This window comes from Sphingopyxis sp. LARHCG72 (genome assembly GCF_052871675.1).
Window position 1 is genome coordinate 82757 of the sequence record NZ_JBIXJU010000006.1, and the last position, 18479, is coordinate 101235.

Annotated in this window: 24 protein-coding genes; all 24 read left to right on the plus strand. The window is 67.3% G+C overall.

Annotation, left to right across the window (positions count from 1 at the left end):
- The first annotated feature begins 56 nt into the window (after positions 1-56).
- Positions 57-1373: a phage major capsid protein gene (locus ACIPPQ_RS14685; RefSeq protein WP_446544814.1), complete on the plus strand. Its 1317-nt coding sequence runs from the start codon at positions 57-59 to the stop codon at positions 1371-1373.
- Between the two features lie 77 nt (positions 1374-1450).
- Positions 1451-1714, plus strand: a complete 264-nt coding sequence (locus ACIPPQ_RS14690; protein WP_446544815.1) for a hypothetical protein — start codon at positions 1451-1453, stop codon at positions 1712-1714.
- A gap of 5 nt (positions 1715-1719) precedes the next feature.
- Positions 1720-2250 (plus strand): helix-hairpin-helix domain-containing protein, encoded by a 531-nt coding sequence (locus ACIPPQ_RS14695; protein ID WP_446544816.1) that lies wholly within the window; start codon positions 1720-1722, stop codon positions 2248-2250.
- A gap of 3 nt (positions 2251-2253) precedes the next feature.
- Positions 2254-2820, plus strand: coding sequence for a hypothetical protein (locus ACIPPQ_RS14700; RefSeq protein ID WP_446544817.1), 567 nt, complete (start codon positions 2254-2256; stop codon positions 2818-2820).
- Positions 2817-3098: a hypothetical protein gene (locus tag ACIPPQ_RS14705; protein WP_446544818.1), complete on the plus strand. Its 282-nt coding sequence runs from the start codon at positions 2817-2819 to the stop codon at positions 3096-3098. Before ACIPPQ_RS14700 ends, ACIPPQ_RS14705 begins: the two co-directional genes overlap by 4 nt.
- Positions 3095-3244 (plus strand): hypothetical protein, encoded by a 150-nt coding sequence (locus ACIPPQ_RS14710; protein WP_446544819.1) that lies wholly within the window; start codon positions 3095-3097, stop codon positions 3242-3244. Before ACIPPQ_RS14705 ends, ACIPPQ_RS14710 begins: the two co-directional genes overlap by 4 nt.
- Positions 3237-3908: a DUF2786 domain-containing protein gene (locus ACIPPQ_RS14715; protein WP_446545030.1), complete on the plus strand. Its 672-nt coding sequence runs from the start codon at positions 3237-3239 to the stop codon at positions 3906-3908. The genes ACIPPQ_RS14710 and ACIPPQ_RS14715 overlap by 8 nt, the downstream gene beginning before the upstream one ends.
- Positions 3905-4252, plus strand: a complete 348-nt coding sequence (locus ACIPPQ_RS14720; protein WP_446544820.1) for a hypothetical protein — start codon at positions 3905-3907, stop codon at positions 4250-4252. Before ACIPPQ_RS14715 ends, ACIPPQ_RS14720 begins: the two co-directional genes overlap by 4 nt.
- The gene (locus ACIPPQ_RS14725; protein ID WP_446544821.1) at positions 4252-4692 is read left to right on the plus strand and encodes a hypothetical protein; all 441 of its coding nucleotides are present in this window, start codon (positions 4252-4254) and stop codon (positions 4690-4692) included. The genes ACIPPQ_RS14720 and ACIPPQ_RS14725 overlap by 1 nt, the downstream gene beginning before the upstream one ends.
- Positions 4679-5095 carry a hypothetical protein gene (locus ACIPPQ_RS14730; RefSeq protein ID WP_446544822.1) on the plus strand — a complete coding sequence of 139 codons (417 nt, stop codon included), beginning with the start codon at positions 4679-4681 and terminating at the stop codon, positions 5093-5095. The genes ACIPPQ_RS14725 and ACIPPQ_RS14730 overlap by 14 nt, the downstream gene beginning before the upstream one ends.
- Entirely contained in the window at positions 5095-5697 is a 603-nt protein-coding gene (locus ACIPPQ_RS14735; RefSeq protein WP_446544823.1) for a hypothetical protein, read from the plus strand. The genes ACIPPQ_RS14730 and ACIPPQ_RS14735 overlap by 1 nt, the downstream gene beginning before the upstream one ends.
- A complete protein-coding gene (locus ACIPPQ_RS14740) occupies positions 5697-5909 on the plus strand; it encodes a hypothetical protein (protein WP_446544824.1) in 213 nt (70 codons plus the stop codon). The genes ACIPPQ_RS14735 and ACIPPQ_RS14740 overlap by 1 nt, the downstream gene beginning before the upstream one ends.
- Before the next feature lie 30 nt (positions 5910-5939).
- On the plus strand, positions 5940-6371 hold the full coding sequence (locus ACIPPQ_RS14745; protein ID WP_446544825.1) for a hypothetical protein: 432 nt from the start codon (positions 5940-5942) through the stop codon (positions 6369-6371).
- Between the two features lie 23 nt (positions 6372-6394).
- Positions 6395-6622, plus strand: coding sequence for a hypothetical protein (locus tag ACIPPQ_RS14750; protein WP_446544826.1), 228 nt, complete (start codon positions 6395-6397; stop codon positions 6620-6622).
- Complete coding sequence (locus ACIPPQ_RS14755) at positions 6615-8927, plus strand: phage tail length tape measure family protein (protein WP_446544827.1); 2313 nt, start codon at positions 6615-6617, stop codon at positions 8925-8927. The genes ACIPPQ_RS14750 and ACIPPQ_RS14755 overlap by 8 nt, the downstream gene beginning before the upstream one ends.
- On the plus strand, positions 8924-9625 hold the full coding sequence (locus tag ACIPPQ_RS14760; RefSeq protein WP_446544828.1) for a hypothetical protein: 702 nt from the start codon (positions 8924-8926) through the stop codon (positions 9623-9625). The genes ACIPPQ_RS14755 and ACIPPQ_RS14760 overlap by 4 nt, the downstream gene beginning before the upstream one ends.
- Positions 9622-10260 (plus strand): hypothetical protein, encoded by a 639-nt coding sequence (locus ACIPPQ_RS14765; RefSeq protein ID WP_446544829.1) that lies wholly within the window; start codon positions 9622-9624, stop codon positions 10258-10260. The genes ACIPPQ_RS14760 and ACIPPQ_RS14765 overlap by 4 nt, the downstream gene beginning before the upstream one ends.
- Positions 10257-10676, plus strand: a complete 420-nt coding sequence (locus ACIPPQ_RS14770) for a DUF6950 family protein (RefSeq protein ID WP_446544830.1) — start codon at positions 10257-10259, stop codon at positions 10674-10676. The genes ACIPPQ_RS14765 and ACIPPQ_RS14770 overlap by 4 nt, the downstream gene beginning before the upstream one ends.
- Positions 10673-14290, plus strand: a complete 3618-nt coding sequence (locus ACIPPQ_RS14775; RefSeq protein ID WP_446544831.1) for a phage tail tip fiber protein — start codon at positions 10673-10675, stop codon at positions 14288-14290. Before ACIPPQ_RS14770 ends, ACIPPQ_RS14775 begins: the two co-directional genes overlap by 4 nt.
- Positions 14287-15033, plus strand: a complete 747-nt coding sequence (locus ACIPPQ_RS14780) for a hypothetical protein (protein WP_446544832.1) — start codon at positions 14287-14289, stop codon at positions 15031-15033. The genes ACIPPQ_RS14775 and ACIPPQ_RS14780 overlap by 4 nt, the downstream gene beginning before the upstream one ends.
- Positions 15030-16244, plus strand: a complete 1215-nt coding sequence (locus ACIPPQ_RS14785) for a tail fiber domain-containing protein (RefSeq protein ID WP_446544833.1) — start codon at positions 15030-15032, stop codon at positions 16242-16244. Before ACIPPQ_RS14780 ends, ACIPPQ_RS14785 begins: the two co-directional genes overlap by 4 nt.
- Entirely contained in the window at positions 16241-16438 is a 198-nt protein-coding gene (locus ACIPPQ_RS14790) for a hypothetical protein (RefSeq protein WP_446544834.1), read from the plus strand. Before ACIPPQ_RS14785 ends, ACIPPQ_RS14790 begins: the two co-directional genes overlap by 4 nt.
- Positions 16439-16468: 30 nt before the next feature.
- Positions 16469-16870 carry a hypothetical protein gene (locus ACIPPQ_RS14795; protein WP_446544835.1) on the plus strand — a complete coding sequence of 134 codons (402 nt, stop codon included), beginning with the start codon at positions 16469-16471 and terminating at the stop codon, positions 16868-16870.
- Positions 16871-17109: 239 nt separating this feature from the next.
- Complete coding sequence (gene radA / locus ACIPPQ_RS14800) at positions 17110-18471, plus strand: DNA repair protein RadA (RefSeq protein WP_446544836.1); 1362 nt, start codon at positions 17110-17112, stop codon at positions 18469-18471.
- The last annotated feature ends 8 nt before the right edge of the window (positions 18472-18479 follow it).

Genomic DNA, 18479 nt, shown 5'->3' on the forward strand with positions numbered 1-18479 from the left:
TCCGGACGTCTCGCCTTTCGTGGGGCCAGACATTCCGACCCATAGGGAGCAGCAATATGACGGTGAAGAGTTTGAACCTGAAGCAGGCCCGCGAGAAGCTCGCGTCGCGGCAGGATGAATTGGGCAAGGTCTTTGCCGAGGCCAAGACCGATGACGGTTATGACTTCAACAAGGTCACCTGCCTGGGCGAGGTCAAGGGCTCGAACGCCGTCGCCGCGCACGTGAAGTCGGTGAATGCCGAGCTGAACGAACTGGCCGAACATGCTGAAACGCTCGAAGCGGCCGAGCAGGCGGCGAAGGATCATGGCGGGCGCGAAAAGGCGCGCCGTGGCTGGTCGCTTCCCGGTGGTGGCGGCGAAGGGCAGAAAGGCGATGGTCGCCAGCGTCTGATCAAGTCGATCGGCGAGATGGTCGCCGAAACCAAATCCTACCAGGACTGGGCGGGCGGCGGTGCCGGTGGCGGTATCACGCTCAACTTCGACGACATCTATCTGTCCGACCTGCTCGCCTCGTCGGGCGCGGTCGAAACGGTTGGCGCGAAGACGCTGATGACCACGACGGCGGGTTTCGCGCCCGAAGCGATCCGTCTGCCCGGTTTCGTCGAGGCGGTGACGCGTCCCGTCCAGTTGCTCGACATCATCCCGATGGCGCGCACCGGTGGCGACAGCGTCACCTATATGGAGGAAACGACGCGGGCGCACGCCGCGGCCGAGAAGGCCGAAGGCGGCGCCTATGCGGAATCGACCTTCACCTTCACCGAGAAGTCGTCGCCTGTTCGCAAGATCACCGATAGCCTGCCGGTCACGGACGAGCAGCTCGAAGACGTGCCGATGATGCAGAGCTACATCAACGGCCGACTGACATTCGGTGTCCGCCAGCGCCTCGACGGCCAGTGCCTGGTCGGTGACGGCACCGCGCCGAACCTTCGCGGGCTGAAGAACACGGTTGGCATCCAGACCCAGGCGAAGGGCGCGGACCCGGTTCCCGACGCTTTCTTCAAGGCGATGACCAAAATCCGCGTTACCGGCCGCGCGATCCCGACGCACCATGTGATGCACCCGACCGACTGGCAGGGCATCCGCCTGCTGCGCACGGTCGACGGTGTCTATATCTGGGGCAGCCCGAGCGAGGCCGGCCCGGAACGTCTCTGGGGTCTGCCGGTCGTCCAGTCGGACGCCGACGCCGCGGGCACCGGCTATACCGGGTCCTTCCAGCCGGCGTGGGTCAGCCTGTTCGAGCGCCGCGGCGTCGACGTCCAGATCGGCTTCGTCGGAACGCAGTTCACCGAAGGCAAGCGCACCGTCCGTGCCGACACGCGAGCCGCGCTCGTGTTCTTCCGGCCTGCCGCTTTCTGCTCGGTCACCGGGCTCTAATCGCCAGGGGGTTGGCGAGCTGGCCGGGCGCGATCTCTCTCCCCGCGCCCGGCCAGCATTTATCGGAAGGATAGTCCATGCCCACGATCACGGGTTTTTCACGTCGCCTCGGTCACGCGCTCATTCCGGGCAACGTCGTCGGCGAGCACAAGGTGCCCGGCAACCTGAAACCGACCGACACGCTGCTTTCGGTCCTCCATATTTCGGAGGGCACGCCCCCGACCGGCGTTAGCCGGACCGCCGAATTTTCCATCCATGCGACGAAGGGCGGCGTGATCAGCAACACGACGACCAACACCAGCGGCGGCTGGCTGCTCGTTGTCTGGGCCAGCACGGAGTAATCCCCATGACGAATATGATTGCCGCCGAGCGGCTGTATCTGACTGCCGACGCCAAGCGCTTGGTCCGCGAGGGCGATGCGGCTGGCGCGACCCTCTATTGCGCCCCCGGCGATGAAATCCCGCCCTCGGCGGTCGAGCGCTTCAAGCTGGTCGACGGGACGATCGGCAAGGCAAAGGGCGGCAAGGAAGCGCCCGTCAACCCGAACAAGGAAAAGCAGCCGGGCGGCGACAAGGAAAAATCGCCCGATGGCGACAAGGGCGGCACCAAGGGCGCGGGCGGCGACGCCACGCCGGGCGCCGACGATCTGACCAGGGTGAAGTATATCGGCGCGGCGTCGGCTGCGGCGCTCGCCGCCGCCGGCTTCTCGACGATCGCGGCGATCGCGGCGATAGACCCGGCGAACCCGCCCGCGGTCGAGGGCATGGGTGCGCGCGTCAACTGGAGCGCGATCGTCGAATCGGCGGTCGAGCTGCAAAAGGCTGCCGAGGGCGAAGGCGGGGCCGGAACCGGCGACGCGGGTCAGGACGAGAGCTGATCCATGGCGCTGCTCGACCGGGTCAAGGAACGTAGCGGGTCGGACCTGTCCGACACGGAGCTGGAGGCGATCATCCTTGCGATCGTCGCCGAGCTGGACGCGCGCTTTGGCCCGGCCGGGCCGGTCACCAAAGAGATCGGCGACCCGAACGATCCGCATAGCCGCTTCTTTCACACGCTGCGCGTCGCGCCGCCGATCGGCGCCGGTCCCGTGACGATCGTCGAACTCGATCCGGGCAACAGCGGCGATGCCGGTGCCGAAACCGTCCTGATGCAGGGCGACTATCGCGTCCTGCACGACGGCCGCACGATCCAGCGGCTGACCAGCGGGCCGAACGGGCGCACCTATTGGGCGCCGATGGTCCGCATCACATACACCCCCGCGGGGATCAGCCAGGCGGCGCGCGACGAGGCGGTGATCAAGATCGCCATGATCGACCTCAGCTATCGCGGCGGGATGAAGTCCGAACGCGCGGGCGACTATTCGATCACGCTGAGCGGCGACCCGGTCGCCGATCGCGAAGCCGTCATCGCCGGGCTGGTCCCCGCCAGCGGGTTCCTGCTCGCATGAAGTGGCGCGCCCCGACCGAGCGGACACAGCAGAAGCTGCTGTTGCCGATCCTGATCCCGATGGGGATCGCCGCGATCGGCTTCGCGCTGCTCGTCCGCGCCCACGAAGCGTGGATCGCCCGGCTGCGCCGCAAGGGCTGGCACCGCTGGTTCGCATGGCGCCCGGTTCGGCTCGGCCCGTATCGGAGCGACCCTTGGGTCTGGCTGGAAACGATCGAGCGCCATGCCCGCGAATATCACCAGGGCTTTGCCTATCGCCCGCGGGGCGGTGCCGCATGAGCGAGGGTGAGTTCCCCTTCGGCGACGATCCGTTCGACGCCTTTGCTGATTGCGCCTGCTGCGGCCTCGACTTCCTGCTCGACGAGATGACCGGCGAGCTTTGCCCCGATTGCGCGGACGAGCAGTTCGGTGACGCCAATGATTGACCGCAAGATCATCGACAAGATCAGGAAGCTGCTCGCCCTGGGCAAGGGTTCGACCGAGCATGAGGCGGCGTCGGCGCTCGCGAAGGCGCGGGCGCTGATGGACGAGCACGGCATCACCGATGCGCAGCTCGCCATGGCCGAGATCGAGGAGGCGACCGCGCGCGGGTCGCGCGCGGCGCGTCCGCCGAAGTGGGAAACGCTGCTCGCCCGCTCGGTCGAACATGCGCTGGACGTGTATAGCTTTATCGACGGCACCGGGAAGCGGACCTTCATCGGGCGCGGGCCTTCTGCCGAGATCGCGGCCTATGCCTTCGCCGTGTTGTTCCGGACGCTGAAGGCGCAGCGCCAAGCCTATTTGGCCGGGCCGCTGAAGCGGGTGAAGCTCGCGCGCAAACGGCTGCGGGCCGACGTGTTTTGCGAAGGCTGGGCCTTCGCCGTCCGCCGCAAGATCGCGGAGCTGGTTCCCGAACGCCCCGCCGACCCGCTGCGCGATCAGTATCTGGCCGAGCATTATCCCGAGCTTTCCTCGGTGACGGCGCGCAGCGCGAAGCTGTCGGCGACGAAGGTCATTGGCGACTTTTGGGCGGGCCACGATGCTGGCCGCGAGGTCGATCTTCATTCGGGCGTTGCGGGCGCCGCTGCTCCGTTGGCGCTACAGGCATGATCGGGCGTCGCCTCACCATGATCGCGCATGTCGAGCGCAACGGCGTGACGGGCAAGGATGCCTGGAACATGCCGCTGGCGCCCGACTATCAGCCGCACGCCGAGGTGCCGTGCTTCGGCTGGGTGCCGAAGGCTGGCGTCGATATTGTCGACGGCAAGAAGGACGTGATCCGCCAGGACGTGCGGATGATGTTCGCGCTCGGCGTCGATCTGCGCGCGGGCGACCAGATCGCGAAGATCACCGATCGCCGGGGCAATCTGCTGCACCGTGGCCCGCTGCGCGTCGAGGGCGCGATCGACTTCAAGCATAACCACCAGGAGGTGGCGCTGGTGAGGGTCGCCTGATGGCCGAAGAGAGCCTGAAATGGAACGGCCCCGCGGTGACGGCGAAGCTGAAGGCGGCGCAGATCGCGGGCGTCAACCGGACGATGGGCAAATGCGTCAACCAGGCGAAGCGGAGCCATAACTGGCAGAACCGCACCGGCGTGCTCGAAGGCGGTATCACGATCGTCGGTTACGCCGCGCCCGAGGGCAAGGGCGTCAAGGGGACATGGGGCGTCACCGACGTGCGCTATGCGCTGATCCACGAACTGGGGGGCGTGATCAAGCCGGTGCGCGCGCAGGCGCTGGCGATCCCGCAGGCGGACGGCAGCGTCGTGTTCGTGAAGTCGGTGACGATCCCGGCGCGCCCGTATCTGCGGCCCGCCGCCGACGTCTTCTATCCGACGCTCGTCGACAATATCCGCGGCGCCTATGAGAAGGGGGGCGGCGATGGCGGAGCCTGATATCATCGGCGCGCTTCGCCATCTGGTCGCCATCGATCCGGCGACGATCCTGGTCGCGGGCGACAATGTCTTCGGCGGCGAGCTGCCGCCCGCGTTCGAGATGCCGCAGCGCGCGATCCTGATCACCGCGTCGGGCGGACCCGAGGTTCGCTATGGCCGGGCTGCGCTCGACATGCAGCGGGTCGATGTCATCGGCTATGGCGTGACGCCGGCCGACGCCGACCTTGCCCGCCGCACCGCCTGCCAGCGCATGTGGAGCATCGATCGCGAGGTCGCGCTGGGCGTGCTCATCCACGAGGCGAGCAATGCGGGCGGCTTTTCGCAGGCGCGCGATCGCGACGGCCACTGGCCGCAATCCTTTCGATCCTTTTCCGTTCTCTATTCCTTGCAGGAGGTCACTTAATGCCCGCTCCCTATGAAATTCTCGCCGGTCCGTTGGACCTGTGGCTCGCGCCGGTCGGCACGGCCTTTCCCGCGATCGGCGTCGCGCCGGCTGGTCCCTGGGCGACCGTCGGCACGGCAGGCAAGCGCAACTATGCCGACGACGGCCTTGCGGTGCAGCACACACAGAAGATCGACACGGCAACGCCCGCGGGCGCGATCGCGCCGGTCAAGGCGTGGCGCACCGAAGAAGGCCTGATCGTTACGGTCACCATGTGGGACATGTCGCTGGAGCATTATACGATCGCGCTGGGCGGCGCGGCGCCGACGACGGTGGCCGCAGCCGCGGGCACGCCCGGCACCAAGAAGATCGGCCTCTCGCGCGGTCCCGACGTCGTCACCTATGCGCTGCTGGCGCGTGGCAACTCGGCCTATGGCGACAACTACAAGGGGCAGTATGAGGTGCCGGTGTGCTTCCAGAATGCCAGCCCGAAGCCGGTGTTCGCCAAGGGCAAGCCCTCTGGCCTCGAACTGGAGTTCATGGCCCTCGAATCTTCGGCTGCGGCGAGCGAGCTGGAGCGCTTCGGCCACCTGATCATGCAGCATCAGGCGGCGCTGCCGTAATGGCCGTCGGCCGCGATCTGCTCGATCGCGCACGCAAGGTAGCAGACGAGCTGCGCGGCCATAAACGCGCAGCTCGTCTCGCGCGCGAAGGTGCCCAGGCGGCAGCGGCGGAATTGGCCGAGATCAAGGCCGAGTGCGATCGGCTGGGCATCGCCTGCACGATCCTGCCGGACAGGTGTCCGGGGCGCTTCGACGGGGATGGCCGGGCATAGCCCGGCCTCAACCCGGCGAAGGAGCGTTCCATGGCCACCGACCAAGTCCTAGATATCACGACGCTCGTCAAGCGTCTCAAAATCAAGATCGACAACAAGCTTTATGACATCCTCTCGGTCGAGGAATTGTCGGTCGTCGATAATCAGCGCTTCGCCCTGTGGGGGCAGGACATCCAGAAACTCGCCGCCGATAAGTCCAAGGGCGACGAGCTGGACGATCTGATCGCCGAGCTTGCGCGCAAGGTGCTCGTCGGGGTTCCCGACCACGTCTTCGCCAAGCTGTCCGGCACGCACCGCTTCGAGGTGGTCGAGGCTTTTACCATGCTCCTGCTGCGTCGAAAGGCCATGGTGGCGGGAGCGATCGCGAAGACGATGGGCCTTCCGATTGGGGAAGCGTCATCCCCCGACTTCAAAGGTTCTTCGGGGGACACCCCGGATGGTGGTTCTACGAAGCGCCAATAGCGATCGTCCGGGCCTACTCGACGATGCTTTCCCGTCTCGATGCTGAAGAACGCCTCGCCAATATCGACGTCCAGGCGCTCGCGTTCGGCGCGCTGAAGGAAGAGGATGCCGACCGCATCCTCACGCAGCTTCAGTGCGCGCGCGACGGCATCGTTCCCGAACCGCTGAAGCCCACGATCGCGACGCCCGAGGCGCTCGCGGCGATCGGCATCGGCGTCACCATCGTCGACGAAGGCGCGGCGCATGACTGAAGTCCTTGGCGAAGCCGTATTGACGCTGCGCACCGACGATCAGGGTCTCGATCGCGGCATCGACAATAGCGAGACGAAGGCGCGCCGCCTGGGCGCGACGTTCGACCGCACTACCGAGCAGGGTCTGCAAACCGCGCGCGCGATCAGCCAGGTCGGCGATGCGGCCGACGCTTCAGCCGGCGCGATGAACCGCGAGGCGGTGGCGGCGCAGGCATCGGTCCCGGCGCTGCGCAACCACGGGATGGCGGTCAACACGATCGCCGACAATTCGCGCAAGGCGGCGATGCAGCAGAAAATGCTGCTGTTCCAGCTCAACGATATCGGCGTGTCGCTGGCGGGCGGGATGAACCCGCTGATGGTCCTGGTGCAGCAGGGCAGCCAGATCGCGCAAATCTATGGCGACGGCGAAGGCGGGGTCGGCGGCGCGCTGCGCGACACGGGCGCCATGCTCGGCAACTTCGTCAAGCGCTTCCCGCTGGTCACGGCCGCGACGGTCGGCAGCGCCGCCGCGATCGGCGGCATGACTTACGAGATCAACCAGCTCGGGAAAGAGACGGTCAACTATGGCGACGTCGCGCTGGCGACGTGGCAGGTGATCGCCGATGGCCTCGCATCCTTCCTGAAGCCCGCGATCGATGCCGTCGCGCCGTGGTTCCAGTCGGCGTGGGAGATGGTCGTCGCCGGGGCGAAATGGACCGGCAACCTGATCATCAACAGCTTCCGCGCGGCGTTCGAGGACATCAAGTTCGTGTGGGCGAACTTCCCCGACATCATCGGCGCCGCGGTGACCGGCGCGGTCAACCTCGTGATCGACGGCATCAACTTCATGGTGCAGGCGAGCATCGCCGGGGTGAACAAACTGATCAAGGGGATCAATTCGGCCGTGGCGGCGGTCGGCGGCGAAAAGGCGCTGGAGTTCTTCGGTTTCAGCGGCGCGATCCCCGAAATGAGCGCGCCGACGATCGGCCGCGTCGCCAACCCCGCCGCGGGACGCCTGAGCAAGGCGGCAGAGGGCCGCAACAAGCGCGTCGCCGAGATCATGGCGAGCGACCCGCTGGGCGAGTTCTTCGGTGCGGTGAGCGAGCAGGCGCAGAAGAATGCTCGCAAGCGCAAGGCGAAGGACGACAAGGACAAGAAGGGCGGTCCGCAGCGGCCCGACCAGCCGGATCAGGCCGAGGACCGGTATCAGCGCGATCTCAACACGATCCTGCTCCAGAGCCTCGCGATCCGCCGCAATCTCGCGACGACGATCGAGGAGCGCTACCGGCTCGAACGGCAGGCGCTCGACATCGTCAACGCGCAGACGCGGCTGGAGCTTCAGAACAACGACAAATTCACGGCGGTCCAGAAAGCGGAGCTGCTGTCGAAACTCGCTATCCGGGAAAGCCTTGAGAAGGAACTGTTGGACCGGAAAGAGGCCGAGGAGAAAGCGCGCGAGGCGCTTCAGATTGAGCAGGCCCTTGGCGATAACCAGCGTGACCTTCTTCAAAAGCAGCTCGGTTTGGCGACGATCCGTCAAGAGCGACGGGAGATCGAACAGCAGATACTCGAATCGACCTATGAGGAACTGCGCCACCAACTGGAAGCAACGCTAGCCAGCAAGACGGCGGCGGATGCGGCCAAGGCAGACGCACGCGACAAGCTGGCGAAACTCGACCAGAACAAGGCGCTCGATCAGCGTCGCCTAGATCGCGACTATGAAAGCCCGCGTGATCGCTATCGGCGCGAGGTCGGCGACGTCGGCCGCAGCATCAATGACCAAATGGAAAGTATCGAGGTTAGCGGGCTTCAGGCGCTGAACGACGGCCTAACGGACGTCATCATGGGGGCGCGGTCGCTGGGCGACGTCTTCAAGGAAGTCGCCAACCAGATCATTGCGGATTTGCTCCGGATCGCGGTGCAGCAAATGATCATCATGCCTCTGCTCAACGCGTTGGGCGGCGGTGGCGGTGGCGCCACGGACGGAGGCCTCGGCGGTCTGTTCAAGGGCTTCTTCGCCCACGGCGGTACGATCCCGACTGGCAGCTTCGGCATCGTCGGCGAGCGTGGTCCCGAGCCGGTTATTTCGACGCCGCGCGGCGCGCTGGTGCGTCCGAACAGCACGCTCAACAGCAGCGCCTTCCGGCCTGCCGGAGGGAATGTCTCGATCCCGATCTCGATCGACGCCACGGGCGCCGACCCGGCAGCGCTGGGGCGCGTGCAGGCAAGCGTCGACCGGCTGCGCGCCGAGCTGCCCGGCCAGATCGTGCGAACGGTCCAGGACGCGGGCGACCGGCGACTGTTCACCGCGAGGAGCTGGTCATGATGCACCCCCTTTCCATGCCCGAGCTGCCGTCGGGGATCGCACGGGTCCAGTTCGAGCCCGAACGGGTCGATTATGCCGCGCCCGAGGCGAGCGGTCGCCAGGGCGGCGTGCAGGCGGGGTGGCCGCTGTGGCTCGCGACGTTCGAGCTGGAGAAGGTCGACCGCGACAGCGCCGACATGTGGCGCGGATTTATCGCGCGGCTGCGCGGGCGGCAGCGGCTGTTCCTCGCGAGCGATCCGACACGGCTTTATCCCAAGGCGGCGCCGCGCGGCTTCGCCGGCATGGTGCGCGCAGGCGGCGGCGCCTTTAACGGATCGGCGATCGCGTGGGCGCAGAATGTCGACGCGGACGGCAATGCCGATATCGGGCTGACCGGCCTGCCCGAAGGGCTGGCGCTGTCGGTCGGCGATTTCATCGGGTTCAAATGGGATGCGACGGGCGCCGCCGCGGGCACCTATGGCCGGCGCACGATGGCGCGCGTCGTCATCCCCGGCGTCGTATCGAATGCAGGCGCGGTGACGGTCGGGATCGAACCGCCGCTGGACATGCTGGTCGTTCCCGCGGGCGCGATCGCGCATCTGGATCGCCCGGCGTGCCTGATGCGGCAGATACCCGACCGCAGCAGCATCGGTTCGATCGGCACGGGCGGCGCGCTGTCGGGCGCGGTGCTGGTCGCCGGGCAGGATTTGCGGCCGTGAAGTCGATCACCAACGCCGCGCTGGCCGCGCTGGCCGATGGGACGGCGATCGTCGTCGGGGCGGTCGAGGTCGCGTCGGACCCGCCCGTGTGCGTGTGGGGCGGGCATGGCCAGATCGAGCTGGGCGGCAAGACGTTCAACCCGATCGGCGACCGCAGCCTTGTCCAGGTCGCGGGCGGGGCGCTGGGGTCATCGGCGCAGGGGATCACGCTGTCGCTGTCCGGCATCGAGGAGTATGTGCTGGAGCTGCTCGACGCCGAGGAGGTCGAGCAGGCCAGCGCCGCCCTGTGGCGGACGATCTGGGCCGGGGACGGCCGCACCCTGCTCGATGCGCATATCTGGGCGCGCGGACGGCTCGACGAGCTGCTCCGCGAGGATGATGTGGGCGGCACGTCGACCCTGAGCGCCAGCCTTGAGACGGCGGCGCGCGGGCTGGGCCGCGCGGGCGGACGGATGCGCACCGATGCCGACCAGCGGCTGATCAAGCCCAATGACGGGTTTTACCGCAAGGTCGCCTACGCCGCCGAGCTGACGCTGTATTGGGGCGGGCGCAAACCCGCGAACGCGGTAGGCGCGTTGGGCGGCTCGGTCGGCGGCGGCGGCGGCGGGCGCGACTTCCGGAATGCCCTGAAATGACCGGCGCGGTTCGCGATATCGCCGCGCTGATCGAGCTGCTCGACGCGCGCGTCGACATGCCCTTCGGCTGGCGCAATGGAAACGACTGCGCGCGCTTCGCCGACGCGGCGATCGAGGCGCAGACGAAGGTCGGCGTGATCGGCGACTGGCATTGGACGAGCCGCCGCGAGGCCCGTGACGTCATCGCGGCGCAGGGCGGGTTCGAGGCGGCGATGGATCGGCGGCTGGATCGCGTGCCTGTCGCGCTCGCGCAGCGCGGCGATATCGCCGGGGTCGCCGACGCGCTGTTCGGCATCCGGTTGATGGTCGTCGAGGGCGCGACGCTGGTCGGACCGGGCGGTCGCGGCCTTGAGCGGGTGCCGCGATCGGAGATGATCGTCGCCTGGAACACAATGACGGCGGCGGCAAAGGCATGAGCAAGGTCGTCAAGGTCATAGCCGGCGCCGCGCTGGCGGTCGTCGGCGTGATGACAGGCAACTGGCAGCTCGCGATCGCGGGCGTGTCGATGATCGGCGGGGCGTTGCTTCAGCCGAAGCTGGGCAACAAGAAGCGCGCGGCCTCGTCGACCCAGGTGCAGATCGGCGAGGTGGCGCGTGAAGCCCTGGTCGGCACCGGATCGACGGCGGGCAGCCTTGTCGACGCGTTCAACTATGGCGGCAAATATGGGACCGACTGGGAGGTCCTCGTCCTTGCCCTCTTCGACCATCGCTGCGATGCTCTCGTCGGTTTCTACGTCAACGATGTCTATGTGCCGTTCACGGGCGACGGCATGGTTGCGGGCTATAACAACCAGCTTCAGGTATTCTGGCGCCCCGGCACCGAAAATCAGACGGTCCCGGCGATCCTGACCGCGAACGGCGACTGGACCGCGAACGACAATGGCGCGGGGGTCTGCCACGTCACGGTCGCCTACAAGGCCGACGATCCCGAGGCGAAGAACCCGGTGTGGCCGGGCGGGCGCCCGCGCTTCCAGTGGATCGTGCGCGGCGCGCTCTGCTATGACGCGCGCAAGGACAGCAGCGTCGGCGGGTTCGGCGCGCACCGCATCAACCTGCCCGCCACCTGGGAATATTCCGACAACCCGATCGTCACCCGCTATAAATGGGTGCGCGGCTTCTATGCGTGCGACCGCGTCGGCGATCCGGCGCAGCTCCTGATCGGCCGCGGGCTGACGGCGATCGAGGCGCCGCCGCAGAATGTCTTCGCCCGCGCGAACCTGTGCGACGAGGTGATCGACGGCGAGAAGCGCTATCGCGTCGGCGGGTCGATCAGCGCCGGGGAAACCTTTCTCGCGGTCGAGGAGGATTTTGCCGCCGCCTGTGCCGGGACGATCGTCCAGCCCGAAGGGTGCGTCGAGATCGACCCCGGCGAGGCGCGCGCCGTCGTCGCGACCTTCACCGACCGCGATCTGGTCGTCGGGTCGCGGGTCCGGTGGAACAACGGGATGCTGTCGGCGAGCAGCGACGAATGGGTCAACACGATCGTCGCCTCCTATATCGAACCGGCACAGAAATGGGCCGAACATGCGGCGCCCGTGCTGCGCGACGGCGCCGACCTGATCGCCGATCGCCAGCCGCGCGAGCAGCGGATCATGCTGGGCTTCGTCCAGTGGATGAAACAGGCGCTGCGCGTTGGCGAAGTCTATCGCCGCCTCGGGCGTCTGCGCGGCCGTGCGGAAGTCACCCTGCCGCCGCGCTTCGCCAATATCGAAGAGGGCGACTGGGTCCAGTGGCAGTCCGATCGTCGCTTCAAGGGCGCGACGCTGACATTCCGCGTCGAGGCGTGGGGGTCGGACGAGAAGTGGCACCACTCGCTGAAGCTGCGGCAGATATCGGCGTCGGTCTTTTCGGACACTGCGCCGCTCGATGACGGATCGATCGCCGCGCAGCAGCCTGTGCCGCCCGCGATCGGCGCGCCGGGCGCGGGGAGCTGGGCGCTGGCGGCAGGCCATCTTGAGGCCGGGGGCATTTCAGTGCCGGCGCTGTTCGTCACGGGCGCCCGCGACGACAGCAACGCACGCTTCATCCGCATGGAATATGTCCAGGGCGCCGCGGCGCCGGGACCCGCGACGCAATGGAGCGATGCCGGGATAACGGGTCCCGACGTGAAGCGGCGCGAGATCGCGGTGGCGCCGCGCGGCACCTATCACGCGGCCATTTCCTATGTCGTCAACGGTGTGCAGGGCGACCGGCTGATCCTTGGGCCGGTGACGACGGGCGCCGCGACCTATCCCGATGGAACGCCGGTCGAGGATTTGCAGCCCGCCGAGCCGGGCGCGACCGATGGCGCGACGGTCGGTAACGGCGCCAACCCCGGCAACGTCAAGAATGAGAATGGCGTGATCCGCCCGGCGTCCGACCTGCTCAACAATGCGCTGGCGCTGAACGAGGACGGGTCGCTGGTCATCGTCCGCGACGGCGACCAGCCGACGCCGCTGGGGCAAATCCGCGTGACGGCGATCGGCGCCGCGACCGATGCGGCGATGCGTTCGAGCAACGATGCGCTCGAACGGTTGTCGGCGATCGTGACGATGATCGATACACGCCTCGCCTCGACACAGGAGGTCATCCGCGACGCCGGCATCTATGTCGATCCGGTCAATGGGCAGGTCACGATATCGGCGCTCGACGCGACTGTGGACCGGGTCAACGACGTGTCGATCAGGCTCGATGCGGTGCGGGGCGACATCCTGCTGAAGGCGTCGACCACCTATGTCGACAACGCGATCGCGATGGCGGTGATCGACCCGTCGCAAATCCCCGTCTTCGACCAGTTGGAAGCGCGGATCACGACGGCCGAGGCACGGCTGGACGGCGCCGAGGCGACGATCCTGCTGAAGGCCGACGCGGTCACGGTCAACGCGCTGACCGCGACGGTGACCACGGTGACGAACGATCTGGACGCGCTGGAAGGCGTCGTCGCGACGAAGGTCAGCAGCGTCGATTTCGGCGTGCTGGAGACGCGGGTCGCGACGGCCGAGGAAAGCCTGTCGGCGCTCGGCGACGTTGCCGAGATCGGCCGCGGGATCAGCGTGTCGCGGATGACGGGGCGGCAGCTCGACGACGAAGCCGCGCTGTCGCTTGCCGGGCTGCTCGCCGGGGATGCGCGCCAGCGCACTACGGTCGCCTCGCTCGCGCTGGCCCGCGAGGAGATCACGGCGCGGCTGATCGAAGGCGACGCGGCCGAGGCGCAGGCGCGCTTCGTGCTGGCGGCGCGTGTGGCGTCGGCCGAGGGCGCGATCACGAACGAACAGGCAGTGCGCGCCAGCCAGACTTCCGCGCTCGCCTCGCAGATCGGCACGATCTCGACGACGCTGGGCGGGCACACGGCGACCCTCGAAACCTTCGGCGAGAGCATTAACGGGCTTCAGGTGCGCTACGGCGTGCGCCTGAACGCCGGCAACAAGATCATCGGCTGGGCCGCGAACAACAACGGCGTGACCGGCGGCATGGATTTCGTCATCGACTATTTCCGCCTGTGGGACGCAGACGGAACGACGAGCAAGGCGCCGTTCGAGTTCGTCGACGGCAACATCTTCATGACATCGGCGACGATCAAGAACCTGTCGGTCGACACGATCAAGATCGCGAACAACGCGATCACCTTCCCCGTCCACCTCGACGCGCCGTCCGTCTTTCTCGTCCCCGCCTCGGGCGAACAGACGCTGCTCGAAACCCCCTGGCTGGCGCTCGGCACGATCGCCAATCCGGCGACGGCGCTGGTCGGCTTCTACGGCACGCTGCGAACGGACACGGGGACCGGGGGCGGGCCGGACAATGCCGCCGACTTCAAGGTCTATTGCGACAAGGGCGCGGGATATGAGCTGATCGGCGCCCAGTCGGTCGGGATCGAGGCGACGGGCGGCGACGTCTATTACTGGATGCCCGTGTCGGTGATCGACCTGTCGACCGACCTTTCCACCGCGCGCTTCAAGGTGACCGGGCGCGCGATCTCCGGTCCGCAGGGCAATGCCGCCCGCCGCTCGCTCGTCGGCGCGCCGACGCTCGTTATTCAGGGATCGAAGCGATGACCGCGACATATCGGTGGGCCTTGTTCGACGACATGGGCCGCTGCACCTCCATCATCAGCAGCCCGGTCGATCTGGACCTTCCGTTTGCGGTGGGCGCGGAGGATCGGCCCGACGATCTCTATCTCGGCGGGGATAATCGCCTCGCGCGGCGCCAGCCGGTCGAACTGGTAGCCAGTCGGCGCTATCTCGTTGCAGACGGCGTGGACCGCGTCACAATCGCCGGGCTGCCCGCCGACGCGCGCGTTCTGGTCGACGGCCGCGCGCAGTCGGTGGCCGAGGGGATCAGTTCGGACCAGCCGGGAAGCATCGTCGTCGAAGCGGCGCCGCCCTTCATATCGGCACCGGTCCTGATCGAGGTCGACACGCTGTCCGCGATCGCAGCCCGCCTCGCGGCCGAGGTCGACCGACAGGCCGAGACGGTGCGCACCGCGCGCGGGCTGCTGCTCGCCGGTCAGCAGGAAGCCTATGCGGCGAAGACGGCCGAGGCGCGCACCTTGCTGGCGGGCGGCGATGGCGCGGCCTGTCCCTTCCTTCAGCGCGAGGCGGAAGCGCGCGGCGTCAGCCTCGCCGAGCTGGCGTCGGCGGTGATCGCCAAGGCCGATGCCTGGGCGGTGCTCGCCGCCGAGATCGAGGCGCTCCGGGCCGGGGCCAAGCAGGCGATCGCGAACGCAACCGATATCGAAACCATCATCACCGCCGCCGCCGTCGACTGGCCGGCGCCGGATCAAGGAGAAAGCCAATGAGCTGGTATGCCATCGGGACGGTCGCCGTCACGAACAACAACGCCGCCGTCGTGGGCACGGGGACCAACTGGGTCGCCAATGTCCAGGCGGGCGATATCTTCTGGGGGCCGGACGGCCGCGGCTATGAGGTTGTCAGCGTCAACAGCAACACCAGCCTGACGATCGGACCGGTCTATGCCGGTGCGACCGCTGGCGGGCAGGCTTATCGCATCACGCCGACGCAAGGGCGGGTGATCGTGCTGACCGAGGGCGTCAATACGCTGCTGACCCAGTTCGGCGGCATCCGTGACGGCATCGGTTCGGGCAATTTCCCCGATGGCACGGCGGCGGCGCCCGCGCTGCGCTTTGGCGCCGACGCGGATACCGGCCTGTATCGCCCGGCCAACGATAGCCTGGGAATTGCAACGGGAGGCGCCGAACGCGTGCGTCTCACGAGCATCGGCCTTGGGGTCGGCACTACCAATCCTACGTCGAAAGGGCATTTCTCGGGAACGAATGCGACGATCATTACCGTCGAATCGACCAACGCTGGCGCGGGCGACACGCAGTTACGCATCCTGACCCCCGACCGGGACTGGCGTATCGGCCAAAATGTCGGGGGCGTCGGCGTCGGGGCGCTGGTCTTCTACGATGTGTCCGCTGGATCGCCCCGCCTCGTCTTTGATGCCAGCGGCATCATGCGGCCCGGCAGCGACAATACGCAGCCGCTCGGCGCGGCGACCTTTCGCTGGTCGACGGCCTACCTTGGGTCCAGCCCCGTCGTTACGTCGGACGAGCGGGAAAAGACGTGGCGTAGCGCACCGACGGTCGCCGAGCTGGCAGCAGCCCGCCGGATCATCGGCGAACTGGGTTTCTATCGGTGGAACGACGCCATCACCGAAAAGGGCGACGGAGCACGCTATCATTTCGGCCCTCGGGCACAGCGCGTATGGGCAATCATGGCCGACGAGGGGTTGATCGATCCGATCATCGACGGTCGGTCGCCGAGCAGCTCCTATGCCTTCCTCTGCTACGACGCGTGGGACGCGGTCGCGCCGGTCGAGGCCGTCGAGGAAGTGCGCGGCGAAAACGGCGAAGTGCTCGTCGCAAGCTGGGCTGCCGTGCCCGGCCGACCCGCCGGCAACCGTTTCGGCGTGTGTCCCGATCAGCTCGCGCTGTTCCTTATCGCTGCCCAGGAGGCGCGGATCGCGGCGCTGGAGGCCGCGACGTGATCACTCCGGCCGAACTGGCTCTCGTCGACCGGCTGGGGGAATGCTGGGATGACTTCCTCGCTCTGCCTGTCATGCACAGTGACGACCGGCGCGAGTTCCGGACCCTGATCCATCATGCGCAGGAGAAGGTGCTGGCGCGGTCGACCCTTCGCCAGCTCGAATCGACTGTCGCGCCGAAGCGTGCCGATTTGTAATAGGCTCGAACCCCCGCTGGAGAGTTCATCATGAAGATCGTCGATCGCGCCACGTTCCTCGCCCTGCCTGCCGGCACCGTCTATGCGAAATGGGGATCGGGCAGCAAAGGCCCTGGAGGCGACATCGATCTCACCTACGGCGAGGTGGCCGTCAAAGGCGACACGGTTTCCGGCGTGGATTGGGTTGTCCTCGACTTCATGGCTTGGCCGGAGAATTGCGACGACAGCATAGAATGGGCGGATGCGATGATCGCGGCGATCAACGGGACGCCCACCGCGCCGCTCGAAATTGGTGACTTCGGTGGTCGCGATGGGCTGTTCGATCAGGAGCAGCTCTTTGCTGTTTTCAGCCGCGTCGAGGTCGAGCGCATGGTTGCGATGCTCAACGGCTCTCTCGAAACCGCCTACGCGGACGAACCCACGGCCTCTTAGTCCAACCACTAGCGGACGCTTAGAGCCTTCTGAGAAGGCGCGAGCCGACGAGGCAACCGGCCTCTGCTCTTTCTCATTGTGAATTGCGGCATAGCCGGATCGCGGTTTTGGGGCTGGCGAGTGCTACAAAAGCTCTTGTCACAAACTCTAAAAGCTTTTGTCGCGCTTCAGCCAAAACTGAACCGTCGGCTTCGATGAAAGCACTGGCGTTCGTCCTTTGTTCCGATTATGCGGCGGGGATGGCCAAAGCGAAACGTCAATATGTCTGCCAGAATTGCGGGTCCGCCACCTATCGCTGGCAGGGGCAGTGCGCCGATTGTGGCGAGTGGAACACGCTCGTCGAAGAGGCCGCCGAGACCGTCTTTTCGGCGAAGCACGACCTCAGTCGCGGCGGGCGGACGCTCGCGCTCGAAACGCTCGATGCCGACAGCAAGATGCCCGACCGGATGCTTTGCGGCATCGCCGAGTTCGACCGCGCGCTCGGCGGCGGTTTTGTCGCGGGATCGGCGACGCTGATCGGCGGCGATCCGGGGATCGGCAAGTCGACGCTGCTCCTCCAGGCGGCAGGGCGGCTCGCCAAGGCGGGCAAGTCGGTCGTCTATATTAGCGGCGAGGAAGCGGCGGCGCAGGTGCGGCTCCGCGCGCAGCGGCTGGGGCTCGGCAATGCGCCGGTCGCGCTCGCCAGCGCTACCTCGGTGCGCGATATCCTCGCGACGCTCGACGGCCGCGACGCCGATTTTGTCGTCATCGATTCGATCCAGACGATGCACAGCGACCTGATCGACAGCGCGCCGGGGACGGTGAGCCAGGTCCGCGCGAGCGCGCAGGAGCTGATCCGCTATGCCAAGGACAGCGATGCGGCGATCGTGCTCGTCGGCCATGTCACCAAGGACGGGACGATCGCGGGACCGCGCGTGCTCGAACATATGGTCGATACCGTGCTGGCGTTCGAGGGCGAACGCAGCCACCAATATCGTATCCTGCGCGCGGTGAAGAACCGCTTCGGCGGCACCGACGAGATAGGGGTGTTCGCGATGGGCGAGGAAGGGCTGGGCGAGGTGGCAAACCCGTCGAGCCTGTTCCTGACCGACCGCAGCCGCGACGTGCCGGGATCGGTGGTGTTCCCGGCGCTCGAAGGGACGCGCCCCGTGCTGGTCGAGGTGCAGGCGCTGACCGTGCGGCTGGCGAGCGGGGCGACCCCGCGGCGCGCGGTCGTCGGCTGGGACAGCGGGCGGCTCGCGATGGTGCTCGCGGTGCTGGAAGCGCGCTGCGGGCTCCAGATGGGCGCCGCGGAAGTCTATCTCAACATCGCCGGCGGCTACCGGCTGACCGACCCCGCCGCCGACCTTGCCGTCGCCGCGGCGCTGATCTCGGCGTTCAGCGAGCGGCCGGTGCCTGCCGATGCCATCGTGTTCGGCGAACTGTCGCTGTCGGGCGAGGTGCGGCAGGTTTCGCACGATGGCCTGCGCCTCCGCGAGGCGGCGAAGCTCGGTTTTTCGCGCGGCTGGGGGCCGACGGGGATGAAGGCGGTCGGCGGAATTTCGGTCACCGGTTTCGGCCGGCTCGGCGAACTCGTTGACCTGATGCTCGGGCGCGACTAGCGACCGGG